This is a genomic window from Streptomyces apocyni, assembly GCF_009739465.1.
In the GTDB taxonomy this organism is placed as follows: Bacteria; Actinomycetota; Actinomycetes; order Streptomycetales; family Streptomycetaceae; genus Streptomyces; species Streptomyces apocyni.
Genome location: NZ_WHOM01000078.1, coordinates 339,833 through 361,535 on the forward strand (window position 1 = coordinate 339,833; position 21,703 = coordinate 361,535).

The 21,703-nt window shown below is 69.7% G+C and carries 13 protein-coding genes; 1 reads left to right on the forward strand and 12 read right to left on the reverse strand.

The window, feature by feature from the left end; genetic code table 11:
- Positions 1–42 precede the first annotated feature (42 nt).
- The 11 genes from GCN81_RS30165 to GCN81_RS30215 form a co-directional block, all read right to left on the reverse strand.
- A complete protein-coding gene (locus tag GCN81_RS30165) occupies positions 43–1,293 on the reverse strand; it encodes a glutamate-5-semialdehyde dehydrogenase (protein WP_156727715.1) in 1,251 nt (416 codons plus the stop codon).
- Positions 1,293–2,381 carry a glutamate 5-kinase gene (proB, locus tag GCN81_RS30170; RefSeq protein ID WP_156727716.1) on the reverse strand — a complete coding sequence of 363 codons (1,089 nt, stop codon included), beginning with the start codon at positions 2,379–2,381 and terminating at the stop codon, positions 1,293–1,295. Before proB ends, GCN81_RS30165 begins: the two co-directional genes overlap by 1 nt.
- A gap of 38 nt (positions 2,382–2,419) precedes the next feature.
- Complete coding sequence (locus GCN81_RS30175) at positions 2,420–8,455, reverse strand: non-ribosomal peptide synthetase (protein WP_156727717.1); 6,036 nt, start codon at positions 8,453–8,455, stop codon at positions 2,420–2,422.
- Between the two features lie 126 nt (positions 8,456–8,581).
- On the reverse strand, positions 8,582–12,316 hold the full coding sequence (locus GCN81_RS30180; RefSeq protein ID WP_197287852.1) for a non-ribosomal peptide synthetase: 3,735 nt from the start codon (positions 12,314–12,316) through the stop codon (positions 8,582–8,584).
- Positions 12,317–12,400: 84 nt separating this feature from the next.
- On the reverse strand, positions 12,401–13,678 hold the full coding sequence (locus GCN81_RS30185; protein WP_156727719.1) for a cytochrome P450: 1,278 nt from the start codon (positions 13,676–13,678) through the stop codon (positions 12,401–12,403).
- Positions 13,675–15,513, reverse strand: a complete 1,839-nt coding sequence (locus GCN81_RS30190; RefSeq protein WP_156727720.1) for a non-ribosomal peptide synthetase — start codon at positions 15,511–15,513, stop codon at positions 13,675–13,677. Before GCN81_RS30190 ends, GCN81_RS30185 begins: the two co-directional genes overlap by 4 nt.
- Positions 15,510–16,346 (reverse strand): hypothetical protein, encoded by an 837-nt coding sequence (locus GCN81_RS30195; protein ID WP_156727721.1) that lies wholly within the window; start codon positions 16,344–16,346, stop codon positions 15,510–15,512. The genes GCN81_RS30190 and GCN81_RS30195 overlap by 4 nt, the downstream gene beginning before the upstream one ends.
- A complete protein-coding gene (locus GCN81_RS30200; RefSeq protein WP_267904610.1) occupies positions 16,343–17,110 on the reverse strand; it encodes a thioesterase II family protein in 768 nt (255 codons plus the stop codon). The genes GCN81_RS30195 and GCN81_RS30200 overlap by 4 nt, the downstream gene beginning before the upstream one ends.
- 2 nt (positions 17,111–17,112) lie before the next feature.
- Entirely contained in the window at positions 17,113–17,406 is a 294-nt protein-coding gene (locus GCN81_RS30205) for a phosphopantetheine-binding protein (protein ID WP_156727723.1), read from the reverse strand.
- Positions 17,407–17,605: 199 nt separating this feature from the next.
- Complete coding sequence (locus GCN81_RS30210) at positions 17,606–18,601, reverse strand: ParB/RepB/Spo0J family partition protein (protein ID WP_197287853.1); 996 nt, start codon at positions 18,599–18,601, stop codon at positions 17,606–17,608.
- A 429-nt stretch (positions 18,602–19,030) separates the two neighbouring features.
- Complete coding sequence (locus GCN81_RS30215) at positions 19,031–19,258, reverse strand: hypothetical protein (RefSeq protein ID WP_156727725.1); 228 nt, start codon at positions 19,256–19,258, stop codon at positions 19,031–19,033.
- A 273-nt stretch (positions 19,259–19,531) separates the two neighbouring features.
- Between GCN81_RS30215 and GCN81_RS30220 the strand changes: the two genes are divergently transcribed.
- Entirely contained in the window at positions 19,532–20,518 is a 987-nt protein-coding gene (locus GCN81_RS30220) for a helix-turn-helix transcriptional regulator (RefSeq protein ID WP_156727726.1), read from the forward strand.
- A gap of 671 nt (positions 20,519–21,189) precedes the next feature.
- Here the strand turns inward: GCN81_RS30220 and GCN81_RS32805 are convergent.
- Positions 21,190–21,312, reverse strand: a complete 123-nt coding sequence (locus GCN81_RS32805; protein ID WP_267904611.1) for a hypothetical protein — start codon at positions 21,310–21,312, stop codon at positions 21,190–21,192.
- Between the last annotated feature and the right edge of the window lie 391 nt (positions 21,313–21,703).

Below are 21,703 nucleotides of genomic sequence, written 5' to 3' on the forward strand. Positions count from 1 at the left end.
CTCATGGCACGGTGACGCGGGCGTGCGTCGCCCGGTGCGCAGTCACAGAACGCGAATCTGGCCTTCGCCCCAGACCACGTTCTTGACACAGGTCAGCGACTCCAGCCCCATGGGGCCGCGGGCATGCAGCTTCTGCGTGGAGACACCGATCTCCACGCCGTAGCCGAACTCGCCACCGTCGGAGAACCGCGTCGAGGTGTTGACGAAGACGCTGCCGGAGTCGGTACGGCGGGCGAACCGGCGGGCCACCGAGATGTCCTGGGCCACGATCGCCTCGGCGTTGCGGGTCCCGTAGCGGTCGATGTGGTCCAGTGCCTCGTCGAGGTCAACGACGACCTTTACGGCGAGAACCAGGTCCAGGTACTCGGTCGACCAGTCGCTCTCCTCTGCGGTCTCCGCCTTCGGCCAAAGCTCGCGGGTGCGCTCGTCACCGCGCACGCTCACCCCGAGGGCGGCGAGTTCGTCGAGACAGCCCGGCAGCCACTGGCCGGCGACGGACTCGTGGACCAGCAGGGTCTCCACGGCGTTGCACACACTGGGCCGCGAGGTCTTGCCGTTGACCACGATGCCGGTGGCACGGGACAGGTCCGCGGAGGCGTCCACGTACACGTGGCAGTTGCCGTCGCCGTCGATCACGGTGGGGACCCTGGCGTGCTCCTTGACGGTCTGGATCAGGCTGGGGCCGCCGCGCGGGACGACGAGGTCCACATACTCCTCGGCCCGCAGCAGTTCGAGAACGGACTCACGGGAGGTGTCAGGGATAAGGCGTACGGCATCGACGGGAATGTCGCTCTGTCCGGCGAGCACCTCCTCGATCACCGCTGCGATGGCGGTGTTGCTGTGCTGCGCGATGGACGAACCGCGCAGCACAGCCGCGTTGCCGGACTTCAGGCACAGGGCAGCTACATCGGCGGTGACGTTGGGCCGGGCCTCGTAGACCACCGCCACCACCCCGAGCGGTTCCCGCACCTGCTCGATGACCAGACCGTTCGGCCGGGTGATGCCACCGGTCACCGCTCCCACCGGATCCGGGAGCGCGGCGATGGTGCGGATGGCCGCGGCCATGCCGTCGATGCGCTTGTCCGTGAGGGTGAGCCGGTCGACGAGGGTGGCGGAGGTTCCCGCCAGGCGCGCGGCGTCGGTGTCGAGGGCGTTGGCCGCCTTCAGTTCCTCCCGGTGCGAGCTGAGGGCCACGGCGATCCGCTCCAGCACGCGGTCCTTGACTTCGGTGGGGATATCTCTCAACTCGCGGGACGCGGCGGCCGCGGCGCGGCAGATCTCGGTGACGGACATCAGCAGACCTCCTGAAGTGTGACGTACTCGGTGTGGTGCAGAACGGTCATGTCGTGGCTACGGCGCTCGGTCACGTCCTCGCTCGCGCACAGCTCGGCCAGCCGACGGGAGCTGGCACGGGTGCGGCCCCTGGCTACCGGCCGGCCGTCCCGCGCCACGATGTCGACGATGTCGCCGACGGCGAAGGTGCCCTCGGTCCGCGCGACGGAGCTGAGCGGCACTGCTCCGCCGTCGTGGGCGACGCGGCCCAGGACGGTGACGGTGCCGCGCGGCGGGCCCGCGAACGCGCGCCACAACTGACCGAGGTCGTACCCGCGCGGGGCGGGACACGGGTGCACGACGGTTCCCACGGGTTCCCCACGCAACGCCCTGGCCAGGACGTCCGACTCCCCCGCGGCGGCGATCACGGTCGTGACCCCGGCCAGGCTGGTGATCCACGCGGCGCCCAGCTTGCTGACCATGCCGCCGGATCCCGGCCCGGTGCCCGACGCCCCGGCCAGGCGCTCCAGTTCCACCGTCATCCCCTTGACCTCGGGGACGAGCCGGGCATCCGGATCCGTCCGCGGATCGCTTCCGTACAGCCCCGGCACGTCGGTGAGCAGCATGAGCCGGTGCGCTTGGAGCAGCACGCTCAAGAGCGCCGCGAGAATGTCGTTGTTGCGCACCTGGACGGCGTCGTTCTCATTGACCACCGGAATGACACCTCGGTCCAAGGCGTGCCCGAGCACGGACTTGATTCCGTCGCGATGCCGGTCGTCGAGCAGGTCCACCGGCGTGAACAGGAACTGGGCCGCCGTCAGCCCGTGGTCGGCCAGGCGGGACCGGAACGCCTCGAACAGCGCGCCCTGCCCTACGGCTGCCGCGAGTTGCCGCGTCGTGGCTGCTTCGGTGCGGGCGCCGCCAAGGCTGGCGGCTCCCAGCGCGATGGCTCCCGAGGTCACCAGGACTGGGCGCAGACCGTCACGGACCAGGCCGGCCACGGACGCGGCGAGGGAATCCGCCTTGGCCGGGTCCAGGTTTCCGTCGGTGACCAGAGACGAGGTACCGATCTTGATGACGACGCGGTCCGGATGCGGGGAGTCAGACATGGGCGGAATCAGTCCTTCCTGTGTGGTTCGGTCGCTGGTCACACGGACCACGCCGCACAGTCCAAGGGGCCAGCGTGAAAAACGAACTGACGGGGAATCACCTTGTCCTCCAGCCCACACGCGATCAGGTCCCGCCGCAGGGACTCGGTCAGCGCGTGTTCCAGTCGCGGCGCCAGGACGCCACGCGGCGGTGTCCCACCGCGCACCCGCTGGCCCGTGGGCCGGGCGGTCAGCGGTTCGCTGAGCGTGTAGTGACCAGACCGGTCCACAGCCCGGCACACGACGTCGATGGTGCCGTGTGCTCCGGACCGCGCCCAGCCGACGCGGACGGCCCTGCCGTGCAGCTCGCCGAGCCGCCACAGCTCCTCTGGGTCGACTGCCTCGTGGTCCTGCGCGCTCGCCGGACCTGGGTCGTCGGTCGAGGTCAACCCGTAGAAGTCGCGTAGGGACAGTGCCTCAGTGAGCCGGGCGTTGGCGACCTGCCGGTAGGCGAACGCCTCGGGTTCGGCGGCGAGCCGCCGTGCGATCGCTTCGGCGCCGACCGGGCCGTCGGTGTCCCACTGCGTCGGGTCATCCTCGGGGGGACAGCCCACATGCAGCACCACGTCGTACCGGAACAGCGCCATCTCGTTGGCCCCGGTCCCGCGTCGCGGCGCGATCTCGACCGCTGTGATGCGGTCGTGGTCGTCCACCAGCTCCTGGAAGAAGCATGGGTCCACACTGAGCTCACTGTCGGCCTGCAGCCCTCGCTCAACGGCGTCGCGCACAGTCTCGCGGTCCGTCCCGACAGCAGCGCGCCGATGTTCCCGGAGCACGAGGAACGCTTCCCGCAGCGCGCTGTTGCGCAGGTCGCCCAGGAACACGTGGCCGCCGTTATCGACCTCCGCCACCGCGTGGTCGATAACCTGCTTCAGGTGGACCAGGGAGGGGAAGTACTGGGCGACCGAGTTGACCACCACCGTGTCGTAGGGGCCGGCCACGGCACGGCCTGCCGTCAGCGCGTCGGCCTTCCGCACCAGGATCTCGGTACCGGTTCCTTCCCGGGCCGCCACCTCGGCCACCTGGTGCAGCATGTCCACGGCGGAGTCGGCGTAGTCGGTCGCCACGTACCGTTCAGGGCGGGCCTGTGCGCACAGCGGGCGTACTAGGAGGCCCGTTCCCGCGCCGATCTCCAGCAGTCTGCGCGGGGCGAGCGCGCTGACGCGGTTCACGGTGTTCGCCACCCACTCGTCCATCTGGCAGGCCGGAATGGCCTCGCCCGTGAAGCTGTCGGTCCAACCGAGCAGAGAGGCCTCACCGCCCGCCTCGCCCGCGGCATCCGGAGGCTCCTGGGCCGGTGTGTACGTACTCTCGAAGACGAAGCGCCAGGTCTCCATGAACGCCTCTACGTCGTCCGCTGCGGTGCCGCTCGCCGGCACCAGGTGCGCGACGACCCGGGAGCCGCCGTCCGGTTCGCGGTGGGCCACCACCGCGGCCTCCGCTATCTGCGGATGGCCGAGCAGTACCTTCTCCACGGCGCCGAGCCGGGACGCAAGCGGTTCCGCGTCGCAACCGGGCGGCAACGGTACGTCCCTCACGCGTCGGCACGGATCGGTGCGGACCTCGCGCAGGAAGGTGGCGAACGCCGCGGCGAGCCGGGACATCGTCTCGCGCCCGAACAGATCGGTGTCGTAGCAGAGTTCACCGGCAAGACCACCATCCTGGCGCGTCAGGTCGAGGGAGATGTCGAAGCGGCTGCTGGGAATGTCCAGCCGCTGGCTTTCGGCTACCACACCGTCGATGCGCAGTTCTCCGGCGCCACTGTCCTCAAATAGCTGGCAGGTGGCCTGGACCAGCGGGTTGCGCCCCAGATCCCGTTCTGGGTTGACGAGTTCGACGAGCCGCTCGAACGGTGCCGCCTGATGGGCATAGCCGGACAGCGCGGTGTCGCGGACCTGGTCCAGGAAGTCCGTGAAGGTCGGGTCGTCGTCCAGTCGGCCCCGGATGGGCAGGATGTTGACGAAGAGGCCGATGAGGTCTTCCAGTTCCGGTCGGGTGCGCCCGGCGACCGGTACGCCCACCAACAGGTCCTGCTGCCCGGTCCAGCGCGCCAGCACCGCCTGGAAGGCGGCGAGCAGCACGCTGAACAGTGTGGTGCGGTGCGCGTGTGCCAGTTCGGTGAGTTCGGCGGTGACATCGGGCGGCACTTCGAAGTGGACGGTCTCGCCCCGCCCGGAGTGCACGGGCGGCCGAAGCCGGTCGGGCCGCAGGGCCAGTTCGGCCGGGGCCCCGGCCAGCTCGGCGCGCCAGTACGCGAGATCCCCGTCGAGCCGCGCCTCGTGGGCTGGCTCTCGCTCCCATGCTGCGAAGTCCTGGTACTGAAGGAGGGGTTCGGGCAGCGTGGTGGCACGCCCGGAAGCGATGTCCCGGTAGTGGGCCGACACCTCGGCGAGCAGCACCCGAACCGACCAGCCGTCGCAGACGATGTGGTGAACCCCGAAGACCAGCACATGCTCGTCGGGAGCCAGGGCGAGCACGGACGCCTCGAACAGAGGACCGGTGGCCAGGTCGTAGACCCGCCGTCCCACCTCCTGGACGTGCGCGGCGGCACGGGCCTTCGCCTTCCGGAGAGGCAGATCCGTCAGGTCCAGGACAGTGACGTCCTGGCCCCAGTGGGGCTCGACGGTCTGCCGGAGGCAGTGGTCACCTAGTTCGAAGCGGCTACGCAACACATCATGCCGGGCCACCGTCCTACGGATGGCGGCGGCCAGTACCGGGATGCTGAGCCGGCCTCGCAGCGTCAGCGCCTCGACCATGTTGTAGCCGAAGCCGCCGGGCGCGACCTGCTGGAGGAACCACAGCCGCTGCTGTGCGGTGGACGCGACGGCCATGTCCCGGCCGCGGAAAACGGGGAGGGTCTGCTGTTGCCCGGTCCCGCGGTCCAGGGTCGCGGCCAGCCCCGCCACGGTCGGGGTCTCGAAGAGGGTCCGCAGCGGTACCTCGACGCCGAGACGGCCCCGGATCCGCGTGAGGAGCTGGACCGCCGACAGCGAGTGACCGCCGAGCCGGAAGAAGTCATCGAACCGGCCGACGTCCGCGATCCCGAGCACTTCACTGAAGATCTCCGCCAGTTCAGTCTCGGTGCCGACGACAGGCGCAGCGAACTCGGCCGCGCGCAGTGCGGACTCGGCGGGGGCGGGCAGCAGCGCCGTGGCGATCTTTCCGCTGACGTTGCGGGGCACCTCGGCCACCCGGACGATCGCGGCCGGAACCATGTAGTCGGGCAGCCGGGCGGCCAGGTGCTCGCGCAGCGTCCTGGTCCCCAGGCCCTCGTCCGCGACGACGTACCCGGCGAGCCGAGGCCGTCCGTGGGCATCCGGGGGCGCCACCACGGCCGCATCCCGCACCAGGGCATGCGACAGCAGCGCGGACTCCACCTCCCCGGGGTCGATGCGATATCCCCTGACCTTCAACTGTCCGTCGGCGCGACCCAGGTACTCGACCTGGCCGTCCGGACGGAACCGCCCCAGGTCGCCGGTGCGGTACATCCGCTGGCCCGGTTCGACGGCGTAGGGATCGGGCACGAAACTCTCGGCGGTGCGCACGGGGTCATTCAGATAGCCCACGGCCAGCTGCGGGCCGGACAGACAGATCTCGCCGCTCACGCCGGGGGGTACCGGCCGCCCGGTCCCGTCGAGGATCATCGCCCGGCAGTTGGCCAGCGGAGTGCCGACCACCGGCCCGGACCCGCTCGTCACTGCCGCACCCAGCGCGTCCACGGTGAACTCGGTCGGCCCATACAGGTTGACCGCCAGTACTCCGGGTTCGGACGCGAGCCGTGCCCACAGCGACGGACGCATCGCCTCCCCGCCCAGTACGAACAGCCACGGACCACTTCGGCCGGGTCCATCGAACAGGCCTAGGCCGACAAGCTGTTCGAGGAACGAGGGCGTCGCCTCCAGGACGTCGACCTCACGCTCACGCAGCGTGGTCAGCAGGCTCCGCGCGTCCCGGGCGGTGTCGTCGTCCACCACGTGCAGCAGGTGTCCGTCGACCATCCACAGCAGCTGGTCCCAGCTCGCGTCGAAGGCCACCGACAAGGTGAAAGCGACCCGCAGTCTGCCCTCGGGGCAGGCCGCCGCCATCCGCGCATAGTGCGACCCCCGGTGCGAGTGCAGCAGGTTGGCCAGCGCGCCGTGCCGAACGACCACGCCCTTGGGGGTCGAGGTCGACCCAGAGGTGAAGACGATGTAAGCGGGGTCGTCGGGGCGTGGCGCCGTCCCGCCCGGCCCGGGCCCGTCGTGGGGACCTGCGGCGGCATCCGCCAGATCCAACAGCGGCAGCCCGAGCGCCGCGGCCCGGGTTCGGTGGTCTGCGTCGGTGAGCAGCATCCGGACCGAGGCCTCGCTGGTGATGGCACGCAACCGGTCCGCCGGATTGGCGGGGTCCAGCGGCACCAGTACGGCCCCGGCACGCAGGACGCCGAACATGGCCGCGGGCAGCAGCCCACTGCGCCCGGCCAGCAGGCCCACCCGGTCCCCCGGGCCGACGCCCGCGGCGCGCAGCGCCCGGGCTACCGAGGCGATCGTGTCGCCGAACTCCTGATAGGTCCACTCGTGGCGGGCGTCGCTGACGGCGACGTCCCCGGGACGCTCGGCGATCTGGGCGTCCAGGGCAGTCAGCACCGTCTCACCCGCCGGGACCTGGACGCCCGGCCCCCAGCCGTAGGAGCGCAGCGTCTCGGCCTCGGCCTCGGCGGACAGCAAGGGCAGGCGTGACACCGTGGTGCCAGGTGCCTCCACGGCGGCGGCGAGCAGAACCAGGAAGCACTCGGCGAGCCGTGCGGCGGTCTGCTCGTCGAACAGTTCGCGGCTGTAGTTGAACGAGGCACGCAGCCGCTCCCCGTCCGCGTACATGTCCAGCGCGAGGTCAACGAACGTCGTCGGCTGGGCGGTCCGCACCTGCGAGGTACGGGTGCCGGCCAGTGGGAGATGCCCGCCGAAGTCGCCTTCGAGAAGCTGGAACATCACCTGGAACAGCGGGTTGACACCCTGGACCCGCTCCGGGTTCAGCTCCTCGACGATGCGTTCGAAGGGCAGCTCCCCGTACTCCTGGCCGTCGAGGACGCTGGAGCGCGCCCGGCCCACCAGTTCGGTGAAGGCCGGGTCGTCGCTCAGATCGGCACGCAGCGGCAGCGTGTTGACCAGCACCCCGAACAGTGACTCGGTACCGGCGCGGCCCCGTCCGCTCACCGGGCAGCCGACGACTATGTCCTGTTCGCCGCTGACCTTGGCGAGGAATGCCTGGAAGGCTGCGAGCAGCACGGTGTGCCGGGTCGACCGCGTGCCGCGCGCCAACTCCCCGATGCACCGGGTCAGCTCCGCGGGCAGCGTGAACTCGTGCACCCCCGCCTCAGGGAAGTGGCTGGCGCCGCGAGGCCGGTCGGCCGGCAGGGACAGGGAGGCGGGCGCTCCGGCCAGATGGCTCCGCCAGTGGCGCAGGCACTCCTCGGTGCGCCCTTCGTCAAGCCACTCCCGCTCCCAGGCCGCGTAGTCCGCGTACTGGAGTTCCGGGTCGGACAGGTTGGACGGCTCGCCGCAGGCGAACTGCCGGTACAGCACGGACAGTTCACGAAGGAGTAGACCCATTGACCAGCCGTCACAGACGATGTGGTGCGCGGTGACGACCACGACGTGTTCGTCAGCGCCGAGTTCACCGACGTGCAGACGCAGCAGCGGTCCCGACGCCAGGCTGAAAGGCCTCCGCATCTCGGAGCGGTGGAAATCGCGCACCGCCTCGCTGGCGGACCGGCCCGCCACCCGCAGCCGGGTCAGTTCGAACCCCGGACGCGCCTGGGCCGAGCCCGGGTCGGCGATCACTTGGACGATCACGCCGTCGGTCTGCTCGAACCGGGTCCTCAGCACCTCGTGCCGGGTGCACAGTTCGTTCGCCGCCCGGGACAGCGCGTTGACGTCCAGCGGTCCGGTGACCGTGAACGCCTCGGTCACGTGGTACGCGGTTCCCTGCGGATCCAGTTCCTGCAGCAGCCACAGCCGCTGCTGGGCGAACGCTGCCGCGCACCGCTGCTCTGCCATGTCGTAACCCTTCGCTGCCGTGATGACGTCTGCGCTTCCGCGTCTTCGGTGCTTCTCTGCCTGATGAACTTCTGGTGGTGACTTCCGCGGGGAACTCGCCGCCGTGCCCTGCCGTCGGGCACCCGGTCAGGACGCCGCCGGGCGATCACGTCGTGGGCGCAGAGCCGGGCGCGGACTGCTCACCGGAACCAGGCGCCGCACCATTCCCTCGACGGTCGGCTCGTCGAAGAAGGCCCGCACCGGCATCTCGAGTTCCAGCTCAGCACTGACCATGTCGATGAGCCGGGTGACCAGCAGGGAGTGGCCGCCACGGACGAAGAAGTCGTCGCTGACCCCCACCGCCCGCACCCCGAGCACCCGCGCCACCAGCGCACACAGCTGCTTCTCCAGATCGGTGCTCGGCTCCCCGGTCACCGGCTCGTCCGACGCGGCGGGCGCCGGCAGGGCCAGCCGGTCCACCTTGCCGTTCGGAGTCATCGGCAGGCTGGCCAGCACCATGACGGCCGAGGGGATCATGTAGCCGGGCAGCCTCAGCCCGACGGCCGCCTTCACCTCCGCGGGGTCGACCGCCGCACCCTCGGCGGGCACCACGTAGGCCGCCAGCCGCGGGCCGGCGCCCTCGCCGGACCGCACGGTGACCACGGCCCGCGCCACGCCGTGCAGGTCCCGCAGCGCCGCCTCGACCTCCCCCAGTTCGATCCGGAAGCCCCGGATCTTCACCTGGAAGTCGTCGCGGCCGAGGAACTCCAGTTCGCCCTCGGCGTTCCAGCGGGCAAGATCGCCGGTGCGGTACATCCGGCTGCCCGGCTCGCCGAACGGATCGGGGAGGAACCGGCGGGCCGTCTCGTCCGGCCGGTCGAGATAGCCCCGCGCCAGGCACGCACCCGCGATATACGCCTCGCCCGCCACGCCCCGGGGCACTGGTCGCAGGTTCGGGTCAAGGAGGTGCACCCGGGTGTTCCAGACCGGCCGCCCGATAGGGACGTCTCCAGGTTGCGCGGAGAACGGCCCGGGAACGGTGCGCCCAGTGGCCGCGTGGGTCTCGGTCGGACCGTAGTAATTGTGCAGCCGTCGGCCGGGGACAGCGTCGAAGAACTCCCGCACCGGCCCGGTGAGCACCAGCGCCTCACCGCCCTGGGCCACATGGCGCAACCGGGGCAAGGACAGCCCGAGGCGTAGCGCCTGGACGCACAGCATCTCGATCAGCGCGGTCGGCGCGAACAGTTCGGTCACCTGCTCCCGCTCCAGCCAGCGCGCCAGATCGGCCGGGCTGCGCCGCACCGCGTCGGTCGGGACGGCGAGTGTCTTGCCCGACGTACCCGCGGAGAGGATTTCCTGAGCCGCCGGGTCGAAGCTCGTTGAGGCGAACTGGGCCGTCACGGAGTCGTCTTCCGCAGGCATGTAGGTGGCGTGCCAGGCAAGCAGGTTGACCAGCGGCGCGCCCGGCATGACCACACCCTTGGGGCGGCCAGTGGAGCCAGAGGTGTAGATGACGTAGAGGGGGTGCTCCGGGTGCAGCGGCGCCAGCCGCTCAGGGTCCGTCAGGTTCTCGTCGCTCTCGGCGGCCAGCCGGGTGACCAGCTCCTCCTCGTCCACCCGCACCCGCACCGAGCCCAGGGGCAGCCGTCCGGAGACGGCCGTAGTGGTCAGTACCAGGGGCGGCCGGGCGTCGTCGAGCATCGCCTCGATCCGGGCCTCCGGATAGTCCAGATCGACCGGCAGATAAGCGGCACCGGACTTCAGCACCGCCCAGAAGGCCACGATCATCTCCAGCGAGCGCGGCAGGGCCAATGCCACGACCCGCTCCGGTCCGGCACCACAGCGCACCAGGTAGCGTGCGAACCGGTTAGCCCGCGAGTTCAGCTCGCGGAAGGTGAGCGACTCGCCCTCGTGAACCACGGCACACCGATCGGGAGTGCGCGCCACCTGCTCCTCGAACAGGGCGGGCAGGGTGGCCAGCCGGACGTCGTGCCCGGTGGCGTTCCAGCCGTCCACGGCCTGTCGTTCCGCGTCGGAGCGTATCTCGGCTGCCGAGACGGGCGCGTCGGGATCAGCGGTCACCTGCTCCAGCATGGTGACCAGGTATCCGGCGATGCGCTCGGCGCTCGCCCGGTCGAACAGATCACTCGCGTACTCGACGAAGCACTCCATGCCCTGGCCGTTACCCCTGTCGGCCGACGGGGGCGTGACGCTGACCACCAGGTCGAATCGGGACACGCCGAGCTGTGACGGCTGCGGAGTCACGTCGAGTCCGGGCAGCCGCAGCCGGGCAGCGGCGTTGTTCTCGAACACCAGCATCACCTGGAACAGGGAGTGCCGGGCCGTGGAGCGGTGCGGGTTCAGCGCTTCGACCAGCACGTCGAAGGGAAGCTCCTGATGCGCCAGCGCCTGAAACGTGAACTCCCTTACACGCCCGAGGAGTTCGGTGAAACTCACATCACCCGAGGTGTCGGTGCGCAGGACGAGGGTGTTCGCGAAGAACCCGACGACGTCGTCGAGTGCTTCGTCGGACCGCCCAGCTGCGGGCGTGCCGATGGGAATGTCGTCTCCGGCACCGAGCCGATTCAGCACAGCCGCGAGGGCCGCCTGCACGACCATGAAGGTGCTCGCACCCGACTCGGCGGCCAGCCGCTCGATCGCGCGGGTCAGATCCGGTGGGATGGTGAAGTCCACAGTCGCGCCGCGATTGCTCTCCCGGGCGGGCCGCGGCCGGTCCAGCGGGAGCTCCAGCTGGTCCGGAAGGCCGCTGAGGGCCTCGGTCCAGAAGGCGAGCTGGCGGGACATGACGCTGTCCGGGTCTTCGGCGGTGCCCAGCACCTCGTGCTGCCAGCGCGCGAAGTCGGTGTAGTGGACGGCAAGCGGCGGAAGTCCTACGTCACGGCCTTCGTGGTGCGCCGCGTAGGCGGCGGCCAGGTCATTTGCGAGCGGCTCCATCGACCAGCCGTCGCACGCGATGTGGTGCACCACGAGCAGCAGCAAGTGTTCCTCGTCGCCCAATGCGAACAACCGGGCCCGCAGCGGCGGGTCGGTACGCAGATCGAACCCCTGGCGCTCGAACGCAGCCTGTGAGACGGCGAGTTCGTCTCTGGCGATCTCGATCACGTCGGGGCGTGGGCACGCCTGGGCGGTGTCCAGGACCACCTGGTGGGGTTCGCCGTCCGTCTCGGGGAATATCGTGCGCAGACTCTCGTGGCGTTCCACCAACGTCTCCAGTGCCGCCCACAGCGCCGCACGGTCCAGCGGGCCGCGCAGCCGCAGCGGTATCGGGATGTTGTATGTCGCTCCCCCGCCCTCAAGCCTGTTGACGAACCACAGGCGGCGCTGGACCGGCGCTAGTGGCACCGGCCCGGCCGTCGGGCGCCGGGTGAGCGCGGGCCCGGGGGCACTGCGCACGCTGAGCAGAGCGGCGAGCCGCTCGGCCGTCGACGCGTCGAACACATCGCGCACCGTGATCTGGTAGCCCATGCGGGCGCGTACTCGGGACACCAGCCGCATGGCGAGCAGGGAGTTGCCGCCGCACTCGAAGAAGTCGCTGGTGGCGCTGGTCTGCGGTACCCGGAGCACCTCCGCGAACAGGGCGCACAGCTCGGTCTCGGTCACGGTCTGCGGAGCCCGGCCAGCCGCTTGGCCGGACAGCACGGCAGTCGGCAGGGCGGCCCGGTCGGCTTTCCCGTTCGCCGTCATTGGCAGGCTGTCCAACGAGACCACCACATCGGGCACCAGATAGCCGGGCAGCCGCTCCGCCGCGTACCGCTTCACCTCCGCCGCCCAGCCGGCGACCGATGCGGAGACATCCGGTTCCGGGGCCGGCCGTTCGGCTTCCCGGCCCAGATCCGGGCGGGCAGCCCCTTGTTCTGACACGTGCTCCCCTGACCTGGTGCCCTCGGTGTACTGGGGGCTCGCGCCGTGACCGGCGTCCCCCTCCGGCGACTTCGGTGACATGCGTCAGTCACCCACTTCGACGGGCAGCGATGTGAAGCCGAGAATGAAGTTGGAGTGCAACCGGACCGGCTCACCGGCGAGGCGCAGACCGAGGCCGCCGTCGAGCAGCGCGCCGAACGCCTCGGCGATCTCGGCGTTGCCCGTCGGGGCACCGATGCACCGGTGGATGCCACTGCCGAAGGACAGGTGTCGGTTGGGCGCCCTGGTGATGTCGAACCGCTCGGGTGCGTCGAACTGGTCGGGGTCACGGTTCGCGGAGACGTTCCACAGCGTGACCACGTCGCCTGCGGCGATCCGCGTCTGCCTCACAACGACGTCCCGTACCGCGACCCGCTGCACGTAGGCGTTGGTGGAACTCCACCGCAGGATCTCCTCGATGGCGGAGGACAACAGCTCACGCCCGGCGGCCAGCCGCCGCCACTCGCCGGGGTTCTCCAGGAACGCCAGAATCCCCGAGCAGGTGGTGTACGAGGACGTCTCGTTGCCGCCGACGGCGATGTTCATGCAGTTGTAGAGGATCTGCGTGTCGTCCAGTGGCTCGCCGTTGATCTCGGAGCGCAGCAGCATGCCGATGACGTCGTCGCCGGCGGCATCGCGCCGTTCCTCCAGCAGGTCGGCGAAGTACTCGAAGATCGCGCTCTGCGCGTGGGCGAGACGGGTGCGCTCGTCGCCCACCAGATCGGACAGCGTGGCGTCTCGGTAGCCGACCATCTCACGGGTAAGTCCAACAATGTGCCGGGCGTCGTCCCGACCGACGCCGAACATTGCCATCAGCGCGCCCACTGGCAGCAGCGGGGCGAAGTCGAGCGCGATGTCGCAACCGCCGTCACGGTGCATGGCGTCCACAGCGTCGCGTACCAGAGTGCGTACTTGGGCGGTGACGCGGTCCACCATCGCGGAGTTGAACGGCGGGTGCATCACCTTGCGCAACATGCGGTGGCGCGGCGGATCGGACGCCACGAGCATGTCACCGGACGCGGTGTCCCCGCCGCCCGCACGGAACGATCCTCCGAGAATGGCGCCGTGCGCGGAACTGAAGGCGTCGTGGTCACGATAGGCGGCCAGGACATCCTCGTAGCGGGTCAGCGCCCAGAACGGGGTTCCGTCCGCCGACGGGTTGAGATAGACAGGCGATTCCTCGCGCAGCCGCCGGAACGCCTCGTGATGCCGGTTCGCGGCGAACATCTCCACGTCGGTCAGGTCGATGACGCCGCCGGACGCGGGACCTGCCGCAGCCGGGAGCACGGGGTCGGCGGCGGACGTGACAGGGCTACGGTTCATCGCGGCACCCCCGCCGTCCCAGCCGTCCTGGCGGTCCCGGCCGTATCCGTCAGGTCGTCCAGTACCTTCGCGAGGTCGCGCAGCACGGGATGGTGCAGAATCTCTGGGAGGTCGACCCGCACTCCCGTCTCGCGCCTGACACGCTGGCGGATGCGGAAGGCGAGCATGGAGTTGCCGCCCAGCGCGAAGAAGTCGTCACCCGCGCCAACGTTCTCCACGGCCAGGAGCTCCGCCCAAATGCCGGCGAGCAGCAGTTCGCTCCTGCCGGACGGCGGTTCGTAACCGACCGCCCTGGCACGCTCGGATTCCAGCATCTCGAGCAGGGCCGCGCGGTCACGCTTGCCGTTGTCGGTGGCCGGGATCTTCCCGACGAACAGGATCTGGCTGGGCACCATGTGATCCGGCAGCGTCTCCTCGGCGAAGGTACGCAGGTCGCTGTGGTGCATGGTCCCGCGTCGCACCACAAACGCGGCGAGCGTGCGGTCCTGATCATTCCCATGAGCGAGTACAGCCACCTCGCGCACCGCCGGATGGCGGCCGAGCAGCCGCTCCACCTCTCCCGGCTCTACCCGGTATCCCCGGATCTTCACCTGATGATCGGCGCGACCGACAAAGCCCAGGACGCCGTCGGCGTGCGGCCTCACCAGGTCGCCGGTCGCGTACATGCGCGAGCCGTCGGCACTGAACGGGTCGGGCAGAAAGCGGTCGGCGGTCAGAGCGGGGTCGTCGAGATAGCCCCGGGCCACCCCGTAACCGCCCACGTAGAGCTGGCCCACGGCGCCCGGTGCGACAGGCCGCAGCGCGTCGTCGAGCACATGGAGCCGAGCCCCGTCCAGGGCCCTGCCGATGGGCACACCGTCCGCGTCCGGCGCGAGGTCGGCCACTTCGTGGGAGCTGCACGCGGTCGTCGCCTCAGTCGGACCGTAGAGATTGAACAGCCGCCCGGAGAACTCCCCGGCGAGCAGGTCACGGCAGGTGCCAGCCAGGAGCGTGTCGCCGCCGGTGTGGAGTATCCGCAGCGCCGAGAACGCGTCCCGGTCCTCCCGTACGACATGGTTGACGGCCATGGTGGGAACGAGCATCGCGGTGATCCGCAGCCGTCGCAGGGTGCGCTGCATGTCGGAGGCGAGCAGATCGGGGAGCGCGGGCAGCACCACGATCTCCGCGCCGTGCGCCAGCGCGCACCACGTCTCGAAGTGGAAGGCGTCGAAGGAGAGGCTGGAGATCTGGCCGACTCGGTCCTGCGAGGTCAGCTCGGGCAATGCCTTGTTCGTGGCGAAACCAACGACGCTGCGGTGCTCCAGCACCGTCGCCTTGGGCTTGCCGGACGAGCCGGAAGTGAACAGGACACAGGCCGCGCTGCCCGGCCGCGCGACAACGGCGGACGGCCCGGCAGCGGACGGCTCCACGGCCAGTACGGCGTCCGGGTCCACCAGGGGCAGTGCGGTCACGCCGGTGAGACCGGCGAACTCGTCCGTCCGGCCCGCGTCACAGATCACCGTGCCAGCCCCGCTGCCCTCGATCATCAGGTCGCGGCGGGCCACCGGGTACCGAGGGTCGATGGCGACGTAGGCGGCGCCCGCCTTGAGGACACCGAGGATGGCGGCGAAGACACCCACACCACGCCGGAGGCACAGCGCGACCCGTTCTTCCGGCCGCACCCCGGCCGCCAGCAGGTCCCGGGCCACGGCGTCGGAGAACGCGTCGAGCTCGGCATAGGTGAGTACGGTCTCGTCGGCACGGACCGCCGGCGCTCCCGGCTGCCGCGCGACCGCCCGGGCCCAGAGCCCGGTGAGGGTATGGGACGTCGGCAGATCCGACGGATTGCTGGTCATCGCGCTCCTCGATCACACGTGCCGCGCCCGGCACGGCTGGGTTCGGCCAGCGCCTCAAGGGCGAGGCGCCGGGTGGTGGGGTCGGCCAGCAGGTCGTCGCGCGGCGCGCCGGTGCGGACCGAGCGCGTAGCGGCGGCGCCGGGCCAGGACGGGACGGGGGGCTGGTCGCGGGAGAGGATGTTGACGACCGCGCCGTCCCAGGAGGGGTCGTCCGTCCGGTACGCGGCGACGAGGTAGGCCATCCAGTCCAGGAAGCCATCCAGCAGCGGCGCCATGGCCTCGGCCATTTCCGCCATGGCCTCCGCGTCATCGGAAGCCGCGCCAAACTCGCCGCCCATCGCCCGCCGTACGGTGTCGGCCAGGTGCTCGCGGCACAGCTGCAAGAACCGGTCGGACCGCTCGTCCAGCAGTCCCCGCTCCCACCAGGACGGCAGTGCGTCGGAATCGGCGCCAATGGTCCGGAGCAGGTTGCGGTACTCGGCCGCGACCGCCACGGGAGTGGACGGCTCGCCGTCGAAGAGCAGCACCTTCGCGCAACCGGTCCGTACGGCGACGTCCAGCGCCAGCGGGGCGGCCATGCAGTACGCGAGAACGGCATACGGCCGGGCCGGATCCCCGGTGGCCGGATCCCCGGTGGCCGGAACGTCGGTGGCCGGAACGTCGGTGGTCGCCAGCACGTCCGCGGCGTACTCGGCCGACGAACCCGAACGCGGCAGCGGGGTTCGCATCAGGTGGCGCACGTCGTACCCGGCCTCTTCGAGACACAGGTCGGAGACCCGCGCCTCGGAGCGGCGGCCTGGATAGTCGAGGACCAACAGCATCGGGGCGGTCACGACGCACTCCCGGTGAGCTTCGCGACACAGCGGCGCAGTTCCGTCACGGCCCGGGCCGGATCCTCCTGTACGAAGAAGTGGGAGCCGGGCAGCACCGACATCCCGGACGAGGCCGTCGTCTGCGCCGACCACGAGGCCGGATCGATGGCATCCTGCTGCCCGTACAACGCCCAGATGCCGCAGCCGACAGGCTCCTGGGGGGCGCGGAACGTCGACATGAGCCGGATGTCGGCCGCGACGACGGGCATCGCGAAGTCGGCCAACTCGTCCAGCGCGTCCAGGACATCGCTTTCCATCCCGGGAGCGGAGGTGATCATGGCGGCAACCTCAGTGCGCAGTCTGGCCTCATCGAGGGGAACATCGGCAGCGTGCGAGGCCGCCGCACCCGGCTCCAGCGCGGACGGTGCTGGGCAGGCGGCCACGACGAGCGCGTCCGTTCGCACCCGGTCCGCCACCAGCAAGGCGAGCAGACCGCCCATGCTGTGCCCGAACAGGACCAGGGGCGGGGAGTCGGGTCCGCTCCGGCGGCAACTCAGTGCGGCGGCGAGGTCATCAGCGAGCTGTGCCATGTCCGTGGCGAAGGGCTGTCCGTAGCTTCCGTCACGCCCGGGCGGGACGGCCACGGTGAAGCGCCAGTCATGGGGGAGGTTTTCCCGCCACCCGCGGAAACCGGCTGCTCCGGATCCCATGCCGGGAAAGGCGACGAGATCCAGAGCAGGCGTCCCGGCAACGGAGTGCGGAACCGAAAGAAGTAGATCTGACACGGTCAGGAGACTTCCTGCTTCTGATTTATCTGTTCGGCCAGCGCCCTTGGCGTCTTGGCTACGAACAGATCCTGAATAGCCACGGAAATTCCCAGCTTACGCAAATCAGAGGAACACAGCGCGGCAAGGAACGAGGTGCCACCACTGGCAAAGAAATCATCATCCGGACCGTATTCCGGAAGATCAAGACGTCGCCCGAGAACGGAGACTACCTGCGACAACAGAGTCTTCAACGAGTCACCCGCATCCGTTGGCACCTCCGCACCAGCAGGCGTAATTCCTTGGGAATAATTCATGAGATCGCCCTCAATCCCGGAACCATAATTTCCGTCACAGCAACCCCGCAGACGGGGAGGATTCTGACCGACGCCAAAATTTAACCAGCCCCGAGCTTATTACGCCATCCCGTCGTTCAACCGCTCAACCGTTTATGGCGAGCAGTTGAACAATTACGTGGTGGCGCGGGGCCGAATTTCTCGACAAGTCAGCACACGACTAACGCGGTGTGCGCCCTGCCGGGCCCTCGGCGGACCGCCGCTTGAGCCTGTCGGCGACGCCCTCGCAGACTCGGGCGTAGTCGTGCAGCAGCTCGGCGAGCCGGGGATAGCAGTGCCACGGCAGCGCCGCCGTGATGCGCTCGGGCTCCCGCGCGAGCGCCGTGCCGAACATGAGCATCCGCAGCAGGGCACGCCCGGCCTCGTTCTGACGCAGCGCGGGATCCTGCTTCAACTCCTCTATGGCACGAGTCAGCTCCTCGGGGTCCCGCTGCGGTCGCGAAGGACCGTCGACCGCCAGGCGCGGCACGGTGACGGACACCTGCCGGGACCGCTCCGGAGGACTGCGGCGAGCCGGAACGGCACTCTCGCCACGGCGCATCCGATCGCGCACATCGGCAGCTGTGGCCGCCGAGATGCCCGCGGTTCGGGCGATCTGCCGCATGGACGTACCGGGGTTCTCCTCCAGCAGTCGGCGCGCGTGCTCCCGCCCGGCGGAAGCGTCCACCGGACGCGCCCGGCCGTCCCGACCGATCCGGACGTTGGATGGAGCCGTACCGCTGTCGCGCCGCAACGCGGCGACCTTGGCCGCCGACAACCCCGCCAGCACGGCCACGGACCGGTCCGACCAGTGCGGGTGCGAGCGGAAGATGCGCAGGGCGGCAGCCATCCGGTCCTCCAGGCTCAGCGGCCTACCGTGACTGATGTTCAGGGTCACCGAGAGCAGTGCTGCCTCCTGAGAGGTGCCCTCGAAGTACCGGACAGCCACCGTGCGGCGGCCGAGGCTTACGGCCGCCTGCAACCGGTGGATCCCGTCGATGACTCGCATGGTCCCCCGGTGGACGATCAGCGGCGGCAGCGGGGACTCAACTTCCGCTAAGGACTGAACGTAAGCGTCGTCCTCACCCCCCAAGCGGGGGCTGCCCGCGACGACCAGAGTGGCGACCGACACGTCCTCGACGACGGTGGTCGCGAGCACCATGTCGCGGAGCCGCATCAAGTCCTGAGCGTCGGTGACTGACTGGCTCTGGGCACCGCCAACGTCAGCTTCCCCCTGGCGCATCGCCGATCTACTCGAGTTGGCGGTCTCGGTCACTGCCAGCCCGAGTCATCCAGCGGGCCCGCAGACGCGGCGGGGACAGGCACCGTGGCTCCGGAGGCATCGAGTGCGACCTGGGACGGAGCCACAGCGACGAGGCTGAGCAGAACGGCGGCCGCGGTAGTGGCAATGCCGACGGCGAGAGGCTTCACGAAGCACATAAGAAATCCCCCTTGGCTGTTCGTGGATCTTCGTTAGAGATTCTGTTCGCGGCCGGGGGCGGCCTGAAGGGGCGAGCTGAGGGGCAAAGTGGCCTTGGCCAAAGTGGCCACATCTGACGCTCACGTGTGCATCGCCTCACTCACGTTTGCGCCCTCGTCTCGCATGTCACCCCGCCCAGTCCCCATGCCCCTCTGCCTTAGCCTCGGCGCCGATCCGAATCGCACGCACCCGCACCACACGCCATCCGTCGAACTCGGGCTGAGCCCTGGCCTCCCGCCACGCGTCGACGGCGACAGCGACAGCGGCCAGATGCGACCGTGCCCGGGTATAGAGAGCCAGCACCGGATACGGCTGGGTGTCGGAGTGGACGCTCACATGCTCCACCTGGTCCACGCGGGCCACTGTCTCCACCGCCCCGGACGGCAGAGTGCCCCCATCGGGACGGTGGAGTTCTGCTTGCACCAAGAACATGGGCATCCCTGAAGATACGTAGTTAAACCTGGATCTCAGCATCCGCGCACATCGGCCATCTCCTGGCATTAGCCCAGCCCAGAGGCGTTTCAGGCATGGTTAGACTTGCCAAGGGTGTGCGAGGTGAAGACCCCTCAGGGACCACTATGGGTCGAACCGACGCAAGGCGAAATGCTCAACGGGGAGGGGACCTCGATGCCGGGACAACTGGGGTTGGGCCCTGTTGCGGAGGCCGTCTACCGAGCGATGCTGGCGCGGCCTGACGACAGTGTGAAGGAGATGGCCGACCGGCTCGGACTCCCAGACGCGGACGTCCGGGCGGCGCTGGATTCCCTGACCCAGCTCACCCTCGTACGCAGCAGCCCGGACACCAGCCTCGGCGCCCGGGCCGTGAGCCCGCCGCTGGGCATGCAGATCCTGCTGTCCTCCCAGGAGGCCGAGGTCGCAGCGCAGCAACAGCGACTTGAGAAGACCCGGATCGCCGCCGCCCAGCTGATCGCGGACTACGCGCATGTGCAGAGTGCCATCCCAGGACTCGAACTCCAATACGTGGAAGGCGTACAGGCCATCCGCGACTACCTGGAGCTGTTCAACAGCGAGGTGCAAGAGGAGTTCCTGACCTTCGCGCCCGGGGGCCCGCAGACCGTCGAGAACATGGAGGCGTCGAAGCCCCTCAACCTCCAGTTGCTAGGCCGGGGGGTGCGCATGCGCACGATCTACGTGGACAGCATCCGCAGGGACGGCCCTACGCTCGCCCACGCGAACTGGCTCCAAGAGCAGGGCGCCAGCGTACGCACCGTACCCGCACTTCCGAACCGCATGATCCTGATAGACCAGCGCATGGCCCTGGTAGCCGCCGACGCGAACGACACCAGCGCTGGTGCCTACATCGTCAGCGGACCGGGCCTGCTCGCCATGCTCAGCACCCTGTTCGACTACATATGGCAGGAGGCCACCCCACTCAGCGAGCCCCCTCCGCCCGCCCCCAGTGGGTTGCCCCGGGCGCAGGAAGAGGCGATGCGGCTGATGGCACAAGGCCGGACGGACGAAAGCATCGCCCGCAGCCTGGGAGTCTCGGTACGCACCGCCCGGCGCCTGACCAACGGCGTGATCACCAGCCTGGACGCCCGCAACCGATTTCAGGCGGGTGTGCACGCGGTCCAGCGGGGATATCTCGCGTAGAGCCCCTCGTGAGCCCGTATCCGCACGGATCGTCCCCGAAAGGCGCTTCGTTCCATCGCGCGCCCCGCTCAACAGCATATGCCGGGCAGTTGGCCGCTGAGCCAGGTACAAAGACTCAGCGAAGAATCCGATAGACCCACGCTGTCCATCACGGCCGGAGCTGCCGCGCGGTGAGGAGTGCGGTACCGGCGGCACCGACGAGGCTCTGGGGATCACGTAGGACGCCCAGCCACGAGCACGACTGCGAGATGGAGTCGGTCGCTCCGCGGCCGAGCCGAACGGCGTCACGGGCCGCCTGCGCGCCGAGGTCGCCAGTGCGTCGGGCGGGGAAGACCGGGTCCTCTTCGCGAAGAAGACCGCGGGCCGTTTGAGGATGCCGACGTCCTCCCGCAACGGACGGTTCTCCCGCCGCAGCCCGTGCAGCTACTCGCGTTGACCGCTAATCAAGCCGTGACTCTCACTTGTATCGGCCCTGGCCTGGCTGGTCCGAACATCCCGCGGTCTCGGTTAGATCGAAGTCCATGGCTAGCTGCCTCGTCTGATCGCTCCCGAGTGCAGGCAGAACCCAGGAAGGCCATGCGTGCCAGGAGGCCGCTCACTTCGTCTGCGAGCATTTGCCGGACGGCAGCCGAGCTCTCAGGACGGCGTCGTGTGCGGTGCGGCATCTCCAGCTACTCCTCAACCGCCGTCAGGGCCTCCGCGAGGGTCTTCGCCCGGCGCTCCCTTCTCGCGGCGCGCTGCTTCAGGGCGTACGCCAGGAAGGCAGATGACCTCCACGCACGACTCTCAGGCATGCCGTGCGGCGCATCCTCCACCAGCCACTGGCCGCCCCGTTCCCCGCCGGTGAGGCGCCAGTAGTGCCCTCAAGCCGCACACTTGCGCACCATCACTATCAGTCCCGAAGCGGGCGCCAAGCACTGGCAGGCGCTGGAGTATGGCAGAAGGTCTACTTCCGGCTCCGCAACAGCGTCGAGGGCTACAACGGTTACGCCAACCCACTGGCCGAGGGCATCAAGGCTGCGGGCTCGCGCCGCATCCGCGGCATCGAAGGCCCAGACGAACCTCCTGGCGACCCCGCCGCCGCACCTTCCACCGGCGTAAGGCCAAGGACCCCGGGACCTGGACGCCCACCGGCCATCTGATGCCAGCCGCCTAACATCGGCCCAACGCCATCCCAGCACCAAC